Origin of the sequence: Thauera aminoaromatica (genome assembly GCF_000021765.1) — a bacterium.
GTDB classification, from domain to species: Bacteria; Pseudomonadota; Gammaproteobacteria; order Burkholderiales; family Rhodocyclaceae; genus Thauera; species Thauera aminoaromatica.
Genome location: NC_011662.2, coordinates 1,760,290 through 1,773,605 on the forward strand (window position 1 = coordinate 1,760,290; position 13,316 = coordinate 1,773,605).

The 13,316-nt window shown below is 68.8% G+C and carries 9 protein-coding genes; 5 read left to right on the plus strand and 4 right to left on the minus strand.

Annotated elements, in window-relative coordinates; translation table 11 throughout:
- Positions 1–2: 2 nt before the first annotated feature.
- From TMZ1T_RS07790 to dnaE, 3 genes are all read left to right on the plus strand, one after another.
- Positions 3–1,226, plus strand: a complete 1,224-nt coding sequence (locus TMZ1T_RS07790) for a phospholipase A (RefSeq protein ID WP_012585090.1) — start codon at positions 3–5, stop codon at positions 1,224–1,226.
- Positions 1,227–1,293: 67 nt separating this feature from the next.
- Positions 1,294–2,268: a quinone oxidoreductase family protein gene (locus TMZ1T_RS07795; RefSeq protein ID WP_012585091.1), complete on the plus strand. Its 975-nt coding sequence runs from the start codon at positions 1,294–1,296 to the stop codon at positions 2,266–2,268.
- A 43-nt stretch (positions 2,269–2,311) separates the two neighbouring features.
- Entirely contained in the window at positions 2,312–5,836 is a 3,525-nt protein-coding gene (gene dnaE, locus TMZ1T_RS07800; RefSeq protein ID WP_012585092.1) for a DNA polymerase III subunit alpha, read from the plus strand.
- A 219-nt stretch (positions 5,837–6,055) separates the two neighbouring features.
- On the opposite strand, the gene TMZ1T_RS07805 is transcribed toward dnaE, so the two are convergent.
- From TMZ1T_RS07805 to TMZ1T_RS07820, 4 genes are all read right to left on the minus strand, one after another.
- Positions 6,056–6,424 (minus strand): acylphosphatase, encoded by a 369-nt coding sequence (locus TMZ1T_RS07805; protein WP_370695913.1) that lies wholly within the window; start codon positions 6,422–6,424, stop codon positions 6,056–6,058.
- Positions 6,417–8,108 (minus strand): SulP family inorganic anion transporter, encoded by a 1,692-nt coding sequence (locus TMZ1T_RS07810; RefSeq protein ID WP_004312333.1) that lies wholly within the window; start codon positions 8,106–8,108, stop codon positions 6,417–6,419. Before TMZ1T_RS07810 ends, TMZ1T_RS07805 begins: the two co-directional genes overlap by 8 nt.
- A 172-nt stretch (positions 8,109–8,280) precedes the next feature.
- A complete protein-coding gene (gene metG, locus TMZ1T_RS07815) occupies positions 8,281–10,482 on the minus strand; it encodes a methionine--tRNA ligase (protein WP_012585093.1) in 2,202 nt (733 codons plus the stop codon).
- A 77-nt stretch (positions 10,483–10,559) separates the two neighbouring features.
- Positions 10,560–11,162: an OmpA family protein gene (locus tag TMZ1T_RS07820; RefSeq protein ID WP_004312330.1), complete on the minus strand. Its 603-nt coding sequence runs from the start codon at positions 11,160–11,162 to the stop codon at positions 10,560–10,562.
- 162 nt (positions 11,163–11,324) lie between these two features.
- Between TMZ1T_RS07820 and apbC the strand changes: the two genes are divergently transcribed.
- Positions 11,325–12,416, plus strand: coding sequence for an iron-sulfur cluster carrier protein ApbC (gene apbC, locus TMZ1T_RS07825; RefSeq protein WP_004312329.1), 1,092 nt, complete (start codon positions 11,325–11,327; stop codon positions 12,414–12,416).
- A gap of 191 nt (positions 12,417–12,607) precedes the next feature.
- Positions 12,608–13,174 carry a dCTP deaminase gene (dcd, locus tag TMZ1T_RS07830; protein ID WP_004312328.1) on the plus strand — a complete coding sequence of 189 codons (567 nt, stop codon included), beginning with the start codon at positions 12,608–12,610 and terminating at the stop codon, positions 13,172–13,174.
- Positions 13,175–13,316 lie beyond the last annotated feature (142 nt).

Here is a 13,316-nt window from a genome sequence, read left to right on the forward strand (position 1 = left end):
CCATGCCGAAAACTTCCTCCCCGCGCCCGCTGCTGCTCGCCGGCGCGCTCGCCCTGGCCGCGCCGGCCGCGTTCGCCGCCGACTGGCTGCTCGCCACCTCCAGCCCGCAGGTCGTGCCGGGCCAGCGCTTCGAAGTCGTGGTGATCGGCGAGGGCCGCGCGGCGGATTGGCCGGCGCGGCTGCCGGCGAGCATCGAGCTGTCGGGTGGCGGGCCGCGCATCGCGGTCGAGCTGGTGGCGATCGGCAGGCCCGCGGCGGGGGGCGGCCAGCGCCGCTATTTCGCACGCTGGCCGATGGAGGTCACCGGGGTGGCGGCGCTCGCGCTCGTCGGGCGGCCTTCGGCCCGCGTGCTGCTCGACGCCGGGACGGCGGCCGATGTGGCTACGGCGGCCACCGCGTCGACCGCCATCCCGTCGGTCGCCGCGGCCGGCACGACGGCGGTCGCCCCAGCGGCCGCGGTGGCGCCGATGGCGCCGGTGGCGGCGGTGCCGTCCGATGCGGCGCCGGTCGAGCCGTCGGGCTTCGGCTTCCACGAGCCGATGTATTTCCTCATCGGCGGACGCGACCCGGTATCTGCGCGCTTCCAGTTCAGCTTTCGTTACCGCATCTTCGACGAGCAGGGCGTGGTGGCGGAGACGATCCCGGTGGCGAGCGGGCTCTACTTCGGCTTCACCCAGACCTCGCTGTGGGACCTGCAGTCGGAATCCAAGCCATTCCGCGATTCGAGCTTCCGCCCTTCGCTGTTCTACCGCTTCGCGCTCGACGACCCGCAAAAGCGCGGTTCGCTGGCACTCTCCGGCGGTTACGAGCACGAATCGAACGGCAAGGAGGACATGCCCTCGCGCAGCATCGACACGCTCTTCGTGCGCGCCGACGCGCGCCTGCGCCTGGACGAGTCCGGCTCCTACCTCGGCGTCGTGCCCAAGGCGTGGACCTACCTCGATCGGGAGGACAATCCCGACATCGCGCGCTACCGCGGCCACGCCGAGCTCGGCCTGCGCCTCGGCCGCGACGACGGCTGGCTGTTCTCCACGCTGATCCGGCGCGGCACCGAGGGCAAGATGGGCACCCAGTACGACCTGTCCTATCCGATCCGGCGCAGCGTGTTCTCCGGGGTGGGCGCCTTCGTCCATCTGCAGGCCTTCAAGGGCTATGGCGAGACCCTGCTCGAGTACGACGAGAACAAGGAAGCGCAGTACCGCATCGGGGTCTCGCTGGTACGCTAAGATCACCCGACGCCGCGTGGCCGGGCTCCCTCCGACGCTGCGCGCAAGGAATCCCGAGGAGAATCCGATGACCCATGCGATCCGAATCCACCGCACCGGCGGCCCCGAAGTCCTGCAGTGGGAGGCCGTCGAGCTGCCGCCACCCGCGACCGGCGAGGTGCGCCTGCGCCACCATGCGGTGGGGCTCAACTTCATCGACACCTATCACCGCAGTGGCCTGTACCCGCTGACGCTGCCGTCCGGGCTGGGCATGGAGGGGGCGGGCGTGGTGGAGGCGGTCGGCGACGGTGTCGCCGAGCTGAAGGTGGGCGACCGCGTGGCCTATACCAGCGGCCCGCTCGATGCCTATGCCGAGGCGCGCAACATCGAGGCGCGCCACCTGGTGCCGTTGCCGGACGACATCTCCTTCGAGCAGGGCGCGGCGATGATGCTGCAGGGCATTACCGCACAATACCTGTTGCACGCCACCTACCCGGTCAAGGCGTGCGAGACCATCCTGGTGCATGCGGCGGCGGGTGGGGTCGGCTCGATCCTGGTGCAGTGGGCGAAGCAGCTCGGCGCAACCGTGATCGGCACCGTGGGCAACGATGACAAGGCGCAGCGCGCGCGCGCGCTCGGCTGCGACCACGTCATCGTGTACTCGCGCGAGAACTTCCCCGAGCGCGTGCGCGCGCTCACTGGCGGCGAAGGCGTCGCGGTGGTGTACGATTCGGTCGGGCGCGACACCTTCCTCGATTCGGTCGCCTGTCTGCGCCGCCGCGGCACCATGGTGAGCTACGGCAACGCCACCGGCCCGGTCGCCGCCTTCGATTGCGCCTTGCTGCACAAGGCGGGCTCGGTCTATGTCACTCGGCCCGGGCTGCCCGACTACATCGCCAGCCGCGCGGAGCTCGTCGAACGCGCCGCGGCGCTGTTCGAGGTGGTGCGCAGCGGCCAGGTGAGGATCGAGATCCTGCAGCGCTATGCGCTGAAGGACGCGGCCCAGGCGCACCGCGACCTCGAGGCGCGCAAGACCACCGGCTCGACGGTGCTGTTGCCCTGAGTGTCGGCGGCGGGGGCGGGCGGCGTCGGGTAAAATCCGCGCCATGAATCCTGCTGCCCCCTCCACGGCCGAAGCGCCCATCGTGCCGAGCGCTCCGCGCTTCGTGCATCTCCGCCTGCACTCCGAATATTCGATCACCGACGGCATCGTCCAGCTCGACCAGGCGATCGCCGCCGCCGCGGCCGACGGCATGCCGGCGCTCGGCGTCTCCGATCTCGCCAACCTGTTCGGCATGGTCAAGTTCTACAAGGGCGCGCGCGGCAAGGGCATCAAGCCCATCGTCGGCGTCGACGCCTGGATCCGCAACGAGGCCGAGCGCGACAAGCCGCAGCGCGTGCTGCTCATCTGCAAGAACCGCGCGGGCTATGGTCAGCTGTGCGAGCTGCTGACGCGCGCCTACCTCGAGAACAAGCACCGCGGCCGCGCCGAGATGCGCCGCGAGTGGTTCGAGAATGGTGCCGCAAGCGCGCTGCTGTGCCTGTCGGGTGCGATGAGCGGCGACATCGGCGCGGCGATCGCGGCCGGCAACCTCGCGCTCGCCGAACAGCTCGCGGCCGACTGGGCGCGGCTGTTTCCGGACGCCTTCTACATCGAGATCCAGCGCGCCGGGCATCCCGGCACCGAGTCCTACATCCGCCACGCGGTGGAACTCGCCGGCCGGCTCGGCCTGCCGGTGGTGGCGACCCACCCGGTGCAGTTCCTCAAGCGCGAGGATTTCAAGGCACACGAGGCGCGCGTCTGCATCGCGCAGGGCTACGTGCTCGCCGACAAGCGCCGGCCGCGCGACTTCACCGAGGAGCAGTACCTCAAGAGCCAGGCGGAGATGTGCGAGCTCTTCGCCGATCTGCCCGAGGCGCTCGAGAACGCGGTCGAGATCGCGCGCCGCTGCTCGCTCACCGTGCAACTCGGCAAGAACTTCCTGCCCTTGTTCCCGACGCCCGAGGGCATGACGCTCGACGACTTCCTCGTCGCGGAGGCGAAGAAGGGGCTGGAGGAGCGCCTCGCCCAGCTCTACCCGCACCCGGAGGAGCGCGAGCGTCAGCGCCCGCGCTACGAGCAGCGGCTGAAGTTCGAGACCGACACCATCATCCAGATGGGCTTCCCCGGCTACTTCCTGATCGTGGCCGACTTCATCCAGTGGGGCAAGAACAACGGCGTGCCGGTCGGACCGGGGCGGGGCTCCGGCGCGGGCTCGCTGGTGGCCTACTCGCTCAAGATCACCGACATCGACCCCCTCGAGTACGCGCTGCTGTTCGAGCGCTTCCTCAACCCCGAGCGGGTGTCGATGCCCGACTTCGACATCGACTTCTGCCAGGACAACCGCTACCGCGTCATCGAGTACGTGCGCGAGCGCTACGGCAAGGACGCGGTGAGCCAGATCGCCACCTTCGGCACCATGGCCTCGAAGGCGGTGGTGCGCGACGTCGGCCGCGTGCTGGATCTGCCTTACGGCCTGTGCGACCGCCTCTCCAAGCTGATCCCGATCGAGGGCGCCAAGCCCGTCTCGCTGAACAAGGCCTACGAGATGGAGCCGCAGATCGGCGAGATGATGGCCGACGGCAACGACGGCGAGTCGGTGCGCGACCTGTGGAGCCTGGCGCAGCCGCTGGAGGGCTTGAGCCGCAACGTCGGCATGCACGCCGGCGGCGTGCTGATCGCGCCCGGCAAGCTCACCGACTTCTGTCCGCTCTACATCGCCGACGGCGACGACGCCACGCCGGTGTCGCAGTTCGACAAGGACGACGTCGAAGCCGTGGGCCTGGTCAAGTTCGACTTCCTCGGCCTGCGCAACCTGACCATCATCGAGCTCGCGCTGGAGTACGTGGCGCGCCTGGAGGGCAGCCGTCCGGACCTGATGAGCCTGGGCTTCGAGGATCCCGCCGCCTACCAGATCCTCAAGGACGCCAACACCACGGCGATCTTCCAGGTCGAATCGGACGGCATGAAGAAGCTGCTCAAGAAGCTCGCGCCCGACCGCTTCGAGGACATCATCGCGGTGCTCGCGCTCTACCGTCCCGGCCCGCTCGGCTCGGGCATGGTGGACGACTTCATCCTGCGCAAGAAGGGCCAGCAGGAGATCGACTACTTCCACCCCGACCTCAAGGCCTGCCTGGAGCCGACCTACGGCGTGATCGTGTACCAGGAACAGGTGATGCAGATCTCCCAGATCATCGGGGGCTACACGCTTGGCGGTGCCGACATGCTGCGCCGCGCGATGGGCAAGAAGAAGGCCGACGAGATGGCCAAGCACCGCGCCACCATCGCCGAGGGTGCGAAGCAGAAGGGCTATGACCCGGCGCTCGCCGAGCAGCTCTTCGACCTGATGACCAAGTTCGCGGAGTACGGCTTCAACAAGTCGCACACCGCGGCCTACGCGGTGGTCACCTACCACACCGCCTGGCTCAAGGCGCACCACTGCGCGGCCTTCATGGCGGCGACGATGTCGTCCGACCTGGACAACACCGATACCGTCAAGATCTTCTACGAAGACACGCTCGCCAACGGCATCAAGGTGCTGCCGCCGGATGTCAACGCCTCCGACTACCGCTTCGTGCCGGTGGATCGCAAGATCATCCGCTACGGCCTGGGCGCGGTGAAGGGCGTGGGCGAGCCTGCGGTGCGCGCGATCCTCGCCGCGCACGAGAAGGGCGGAGACTTCCGCGACCTGTTCGATTTCTGCGAGCGCGTCGATCGCCGCATGGTAAACCGCCGCGTCATCGAGGCGCTGATCCGCGCCGGCGCGATGGACACCCTGCCGGGCCACAAGGGCCTGGACCGCGCGCAGCTGATGGCGACCGTCGCGCTGGCGATGGAGGCGGCCGAACAGGCGGCGGCCAACGCGATGCAGGGTGGGCTCTTCGACCTGATGCCGGAGGCCGCGGGCGCGGCGCCCGAGTTCGCCAAGGTGCGTGCGTGGACCGAGCGCGAGCGCCTCAAGGAAGAGAAGCTCGCGATCGGCTTCTTCCTCTCCGGCCATCCCTTCAACGCCTTCAAGCCCGAGGTGCGCCGCTTCGTGCGCCGCACGCTGGCGCAGCTCGAGCCCTCGCGCGACATCACCATGCTGGCCGGCGTGGTGATGGAGCAGCGCACCAAGGTCGGCAACCGCGGCAAGATGGCCTTCGTGCTGCTCGACGACGGTACCGAGCCGCGCGAGGTCACGGTGTATTCCGAGGTGCTGGAGGCGAGCCGCGGCAAGATCGTCACCGACGAGGTGCTGGTGGTGGAGGCCAAGGTGAGCAACGACGATTTCTCCGGTGGCCTGCGCATCAACGCCGACCGCCTGCTCACCCTCGGCGAGGCGCGCAGCCGTTTCGCACGCGCGCTGTCGCTACGCATCGACGGCGAGCTTGCCGCCAGCGGCGGTGCGGCGGGCGCGGCCGGCAAGCTGCAGACCCTGCTCGAGCCCTTCCGCGAGGGCGGCTGCCCGATCCGCGTCCGCTATCGCAACGCCGCCGCCGAAGCCGAGCTCCCGCTCGGCGACGGCTGGCGCGTGCGCCTGGACGACGCGCTGCTGGAGAGCCTGCGCGAATGGCTGCCGGGCGAGGCGGTCGAGGTGGTGTACCCCTGAGGCGCCGCCCGGTGCGGTGACGACTGCGGCGTGGAATGGAGGCGCTGCAATCGCGACTTGCGTCGCTCCCACGGGAATCGAACATGCGCTGGGGGTCTGCGGGTTTTCGTAGGAGCGACGCAAGTCGCGATCACAGCGCATGAACTCCCACGGCGCGCAACGGGCGCGCCGCGTCGCCGTCGCGGAAGTCGAGGGCGCTTCGTTCGGGTCGGGCTGTGCTCAAACCGTCGGACGCTGCTCGAAGCCGGTGAGGCGCTCGAGTTCGGCCTCGAACACCTCCACCCGCGACACGCGCGCATTCTCCGGGCCCCGGTGGGCCCAGGCGACGAAGGTTTCGACCTTGACGAGCGGGCCGATCGCGAGCGCCTCGACCGTTCCGTCGCTGCGGTTGCGCACCCAGCCCGAGAGGCCGAGGCGCGCCGCCTCGGCGGTCGCGCTGCCGCGATACCAGACGCCCTGCACCCTGCCGTGGATGCGCAGGCGGCGGGCGATGGCGTCCGCCGCCGGCGCGCTTGCAGCGGGCAGCGGTGATTTCCCGTCGGGCATGCTCGAGTGCTGTTCAGGCGTGGGCGATTTCCGCTCAGGCATAGGCGATCTCCGGCTCGCGCCCGCTCAGGCGCTGGGCGCGGATCAGCGCCTCGGTGAGGTTGGCGGCGATGTTGTCGTCGCCGAGCTTGTCGCTGAAGCCCGAGCGGAACACGATCGAGCCGGGTTGCGAGTTGAGTCCGCACAGCACGAGGTGGGCGCCGCGCTTCTGCAGGTTGCGGTGCAGGGTCTGCAGGATGTCCAGGCCGGTGGTGTCGATGTTGATCACCTTGTCGAGGTCCAGCACGACCACCTCGGGGTGGCCGGGCAGCCCGAGCAGCAGGTTCTCGAGCTTGTTGGCGGCGCCGAAGAAGAGGCTGCCCTTGAGCTTGTAGGCGACGATGCGCGGCGTGCCGTCGGGGTGGGACAAGGCTTCGACGCCATAGAAGTCTTCCAGTGGCACGCGGTCGATGCGGGTGAGGTCGGACATGCGGTAGATGAAGAATAGGCTCGCGAGCGCCATCCCGATCTCGACCGCCAGGGTGAGGTCGAACACCACGGTGATGAAGAAGGTGCCGAGCAGGATGGTGCGGTAGTTGAGCGAGTAGCGCGCGAGCTCCTTCGGCGCGAAGGCGTGCCACTCTCCCATGTTGATCGACACGATGACCACGATCGCCGACAGCGTGGCGAGCGGGATGTGGCTGGCGAGCGGGGCGAGCGCGAGCACGATCGCGAGCAGCACGCCGGCGTGGATCATGCCGGCGATCGGGGTGCGTCCGCCGGTGCGGATGTTGGTCGCGGTGCGCGCGATCGCGCCGGTGGCGGCGAAGCCGCCGAAGAGCGGCGCGGCGACGTTGGCGATGCCCTGCGCCATCAGCTCCTGGTTGGGGTCGTGGCGGTCGTCGATCTGGCTGTCGGCGACGCGCGCCGAGAGGAGCGACTCGATCGCGCCGAGCAGCGCGATCGTGATCGCCGGCGCGATCAGCTTGCCGAGCGTGGACAGGCTCAGTTCCGGCAGGCCGAAGGGGGGAATTTCCTGCGGGATGCCGCCGAAGCGGCTGCCGATGGTGTCGACCGGGAGCGCGATCAGGGCGTTGATCGCGGTCAGGATGATCAGTACCGCGAGCGGGCCGGGCAGGCGGCGCATCCACGCGGTCTTCACGGCCTGGCGGTTCCACGCCACCAGGATCGCGAGCGACACGAGCGCCACCGCCACCGTGGGCAGGTGCAGCGTGGGCAGCGCCGCGGCGAGCGCCCCCATCTTGGCGAAGAACTCGCCCGGCAGGTCGGCGATCTGCAGGCCGAGGAAGTCCTTGATCTGCGAGATGAAGATCACCACCGCGATGCCGTTGGTGAAGCCGATCACGACCGACAGCGGGATGAAGCGGATCATGTTGCCCAGGCGCAGCGCGCCCATGGCGAACAGCAGCACGCCCGACATCATGGTGGCGATGAGCAGGTTCTGCACGCCGAGGTCGGCGACGATGGCGTAGATGATCGGGATGAAGGCGCCGGTGGGCCCGCCGATCTGCACCTTGGAGCCACCAAGGAAGGCGATCAGGAAGCCGGCGACGATCGCGGTCCAGATGCCCGCGGTAGGCGACATGCCACTGGCGATCGCGAACGCCATCGCGAGCGGCAGCGCGAGCACGCCCACGGTGATGCCCGAGGAGAGGTCGCCGACGAAGGTCGCACGGCTGTAGCCGGGCAGGGTGTCGAAGAGCTTGGGACGGAAGTCGAGTTTCATGTTGTCTCCGCTGCGTACTGGTTCAGGACGGGGCGCGAGGCCCGGGCGGCGCCGCCGCCATCGAGGGCAGGCAGGCGGCGCGGAGCACGGAGACGGTCACCCTCGGCCGGCGTGATGCAGGACGATCCAGCGTTTCGAGGGTGTGAGCGGCATGACGGCGACTCGGTGCGGCTTACTTCACCTTCATGCCGGGGTGCGCGCCGGCGTCGGGCGAGAGCAGGAAGATCCCTGGCGTGCTGCCGGCAGCGTCGGAGGCGGCGAGCACCATGCCCTCGCTCATGCCGAACTTCATCTTGCGCGGTGCGAGGTTGGCGACCATCACCGTCAGGCGCCCGATGAGCGTCGCCGGGTCGTAGGCCGACTTGATGCCCGCGAAGACCTGGCGCGGTTTCGGGTTGCCGGACTCGTCGGCCTCGCCGATGTCGAGCGCAAGCCGGATCAGTTTGTCGGCGCCTTCGACGTGCTGGGCATCGACGATCCTCGCGATGCGCAGCTCGACCTTGGTGAAATCGTCGATCGTGATATGCGGCGAGGCGGTCTCCGCAGCCTGGGCCGAATGCTGCTGTTTCTCGGCGTGGCGCTGCTGCGAGGACGCCGCCTCGGTGTCCTTGGCAGGCTCGTCTGTCTTCGCGGGCACCGCCGTCGCCGGGGCGAGCGACTCGCGGTTGGCCTCGAGCAGGGCGTCGATCTGCTTGCGCTCGACGCGGGTCATCAGGTGGCTGTAGGCCTGGATGGCATGGCCGGCAGGCAGCGCCGCCCAGTCGCCCTGCCAGTCCATGGCCGGGATGGCGAGGAAGGTTTCGACCTGCGCGGCGAGCGCCGGCAGCACCGGCTTCAGGTAGCGGGTGAGGTCGCGGAACATGGTCAGCGCGGTGCTGCACACCGTGTGCAGGCGGGCTTCCTGGCCTTCCTGCCTGGCGAGTTCCCAGGGCTTGTGGTCGTTCACGTACTGGTTGGCGAGGTCGGCCAAGCGCATGACCTCGCGCAGCGCGCGGCTGTAGTCGCGCTCCTCGAACGCGGTGGCGACTCGGCCCTCGCTCCAGGCGGCGGCGAACTCGGCACAGGCGGCGGCGTCGGCCTCACCCAGGCGGCCGTCGAAGCGCTTGCCGATGAAGCCGGCGCAGCGGCTGGCGATGTTCACGAACTTGCCCACGAGCTCGGAATTGACCTTGGCGATCATGTCGTCGAGGTTGAGGTCGACGTCCTCCATGGTGCCGTTCGACTTGCCGGCGAAGTAGTAGCGCAGCCACTCGGGGTCGAGCTTCTGCGCGATGTAGGAGTGCGCGGTGATGAAGGTGCCGCGGCTCTTGCTCATCTTGGCGCCGTCGACGGTGAGGAAGCCGTTCACGCACAGCCGGCTGGGCGTGGCGTAGCCGGCGAACTTCAGCATCGCGGGCCAGAACAGGGCGTGGAAGTAGAGGATGTCCTTGCCGATGAAGTGCACCATCTCGGTGCCGGCCGCGGCGGCGCGGGCGGCGTCGGTGTAGTCCTCGACGGCGATCGTCTCGCCCGCGGCGGCGCGCTTGGCAGCGAGGTTGCGGAAGCTGGCGAGGTAGCCGATCGGTGCGTCCAGCCACACATAGAAGTACTTGCCCGGCGCACCCGGAATCTCGAAGCCGAAGTAGGGTGCGTCGCGCGAGATGTCCCAGTCGGAGAGCGTGTTCTCGCCTTCCTCAGTTGCGTTTTCTCCGAGCCACTCCTTCATCTTGTTGGCGGCTTCCATCTGCAGGCGGCGCTCGCCGGCGGCGTTGGTTCCGCGCGTCCATTCGCGCAGGAAGGCGACCGCGCGTTCGTCCGACAGACGGAAGAAGTAGTGCTCCGAGGTCTTCAGCACCGGCTTGGCGCCGGACACCGCGGAATAGGGGTTCTTGAGCTCGGTGGGGGCGTAGGCCGCGCCGCAGGCCTCGCAGTTGTCGCCGTACTGGTCGGGGGCGCCGCACTTCGGGCACTCGCCCTTGATGAAGCGGTCGGGGAGGAACATCTCCTTGACCGGGTCGTAGTACTGCTCGATCGAGCGTGTGTCGATCAGGCCGCCCGCCTTCAGTCTGGCGTAGATGTCCTCGGCATAGAAACGGTTCTCGGCGCTGTGCGTCGAGTGGTAATTGTCGAATGCGACGCCGAAGGCGGTGAAGTCGCGCAGGTGCTCGCCGTGCACGCGCTCGATGAGCTGCTCGGGCGTGAGCCCTTCCTTTTCGGCGCGCAGCATGACCGGCGTGCCGTGGGTGTCGTCCGCGCACACGTAGTGCACCGAGTGGCCGCGCATGCGCTGGTAGCGCACCCAGATGTCGGCCTGGATGTAGCCCACGAGGTGGCCGAGGTGGATGTCGCCGTTGGCGTAGGGCAGGGCGTTGGTGACGAGGAGCTTGCGGGACATGATGGGTGCGGGAACCGGTGCCGGATAAAGTCGAGAGTTTAGCAAAGCGGCACGCGATGCCGCGCCGTGGCGCGCGCTCAGGGCATGCGCGAGAGGATCAGCTCGATGCGGCGGTTGCGCACGCGGCCTTCCTCGGTGGCGTTGGACGTGAGCGGATCGGCCTCGCCGCGACCGTCGGCGGCGAGGCGGTCGAGGGCGATGCCGCGCTCGCGCAGCCACGCCACCACTGCCTCCGCGCGCGCGATCGACAGGCGCAGGTTGACCATCTCGCTGCCTTGGCTGTCGGTGTGGCCGACCACCCGCACCGCCACTCCGGCCTCGGCCGCGAGCGCGGGCGCGAGCGCGTCGAGCGCGCGTCCGAGCGTCGGACGGATTGCCGGACTGCCGCTGGCGAAGCCGTCGGCGACCGGGATCTGCACGCGGAAGCCCGTGTCGCCGGCGCTGCCGATCTCGACTCCCGCGAGGCCGGTGGTGGCCTTGGCGAGCTGCTCGCGAAGTGCGGCCCAGGACGGTTCGGGCGGTGCGGTCCGCACCAGCGCATGGCGGTGGATCGCGTCGGTGGCCGTGCCATTGCCGCCAGGGCTGGCGCAGGCGGCGAGGAGGCCGGCGAGCAGGGTGGCGGACACGAGGGCCGTCGGGAAGCCGGGTCTGTGGCGGGAATTGCGCAAAGTCATGTGCATGTGGCGCCTGCATGCGGCGCGCGGGAAATTCGTCGAACGGGGTCGGGTGCGGGGGCGGGCGAGAAACCCTGCGCAGAACGCGGATGAGTCCGGCGCTGCGCTCCGGTATGATTCTGCCGCTTCCACCCGGCGGCGGGTGCACCGATTTTCGAGGAAAACGCGATGAGTCTTGATCAGCAAACCGTAACCGAAGCGCTCAAGCAGGTGATCGATCCCAACACCGGCAAGGATTTCGTGGCGGGGCGCAGCATCCGCAACCTGTCGGTGCAGGGTGGCGAGGTCCGCTTCGACGTCGAGCTCGGCTACCCGGCGAAGAGCCAGCACGATCCGATCCGCGCGCTGCTGAGCGAGGCCGTGGCCAAGCTGCCGGGCGTGGAGCGCGTCGCCGTGACGGTGTCTAGCAAGGTGGTCGCGCACGCGGTGCAGCAGGGCGTCAAGCTGCTGCCGGGCGTGCGCAACATCATCGCGGTGGCCTCGGGCAAGGGCGGCGTGGGCAAGAGCACGACCGCGGTGAACCTCGCGCTCGCGTTGTCGGCCGAAGGTGCCCGCGTCGGCCTGCTCGACGCCGACATCTACGGTCCCTCGCAGCCACAGATGCTGGGCATCGGCGACCAGCGCCCGGTGTCGGAGGACGGCAAGACCATGACCCCGCTGCAGGCCTTCGGGCTGCAGGCGATGTCGATCGGCTTCCTGATCGACCCCGATACGCCGATGGTGTGGCGCGGCCCGATGGCCACGCAGGCGCTCAACCAGATGCTCAAGGACACCGCCTGGGACGACCTCGACTACCTCGTCATCGACATGCCCCCGGGCACCGGCGACATCCAGCTCACCCTGTCGCAGAGCGTGCCGGTGACCGGCGCGGTGATCGTCACCACGCCGCAGGACATCGCGCTGCTTGACGCGCGCAAGGGCGTGAAGATGTTCGAGAAGGTGGGCGTGCCCATCCTCGGCGTGGTCGAGAACATGAGCATCCACATCTGCTCGAAGTGCGGCCACGAGGAGCACATCTTCGGCCAGGGTGGCGGCGAGAAGATGTGCGCGGACTTCAAGGTGCCCTTCCTCGGTGCGCTGCCGCTCGACATCCAGATCCGCACCGAGGCCGACAGCGGCGCGCCCACCGTGGTCGCCGATCCGGATGGCCGCATCGCCTCGATCTACAAGCAGATCGCGCGCAAGGTGGCGGTGCGCATCGCCGAGCGCTCGAAGGACATGACGCACAAGTTCCCCAACATCGTGTTCAAGTCCGCCTGATTGCGCAGGCCGCGCCCGTCCGTAGCGGCGGGCGCGCACGTCGAGCGTGCCCGCCGTGCGCCAACTTCGCGCGATCCGGCCGCGATTCGTTTTCCCTCCGCCTTTCGTCCGCCGCTTGCCTGCCTTACACTACGCGCCTTTTCACGGACGGCCTCCGCCGCCCGCACCGCAACCCGCCGGAAGACGCGCCCATGTCCATCAAGTCCGACAAGTGGATCCGCCGCATGGCCGAACAGGCCCGCATGATCGAGCCCTTCGCGCCGGAACTGGTGCGCAGCAACGACACCGGCCGCATCGTGTCCTACGGCACCTCGAGCTATGGCTACGACGTGCGCGTGGCGAACGAATTCAAGATTTTCACCAACATCAACTCGACCATCGTCGACCCCAAGGACTTCGATGCGCGCAACTTCGTCGACTTCACCGGCGACGTGTGCATCATCCCGCCGAACTCCTTTGCACTCGCGCGCACGGTCGAGTACTTCCGCATTCCGCGCAGCGTGCTGACCGTGTGCCTGGGCAAAAGCACCTACGCGCGCTGCGGCATCATCGTGAACGTCACCCCGCTCGAGCCCGAGTGGGAAGGCCACGTGACCCTCGAGTTCTCCAACACCACGCCGCTGCCGGCGAAGATCTACGCCAACGAGGGCGTGGCGCAGATGCTGTTCTTCGAGTCGGACGAGGTGTGCGAGACCTCGTACAGGGATCGCGGCGGCAAGTACCTCGGGCAGACCGGCGTCACCCTGCCCAAGATCTGAGCGCCTTCGCTTCGCCGACCTTCCTCCACGGGGCCGCCTGACGGCCCCTTGTGCTTTTTCGAACCAATTTCGGTAACGCGCGGGCAATCTTCGCCGGAGTACACTGCCGGCTTTACCCGGCCCGCACGGACCCGCTGGAGAC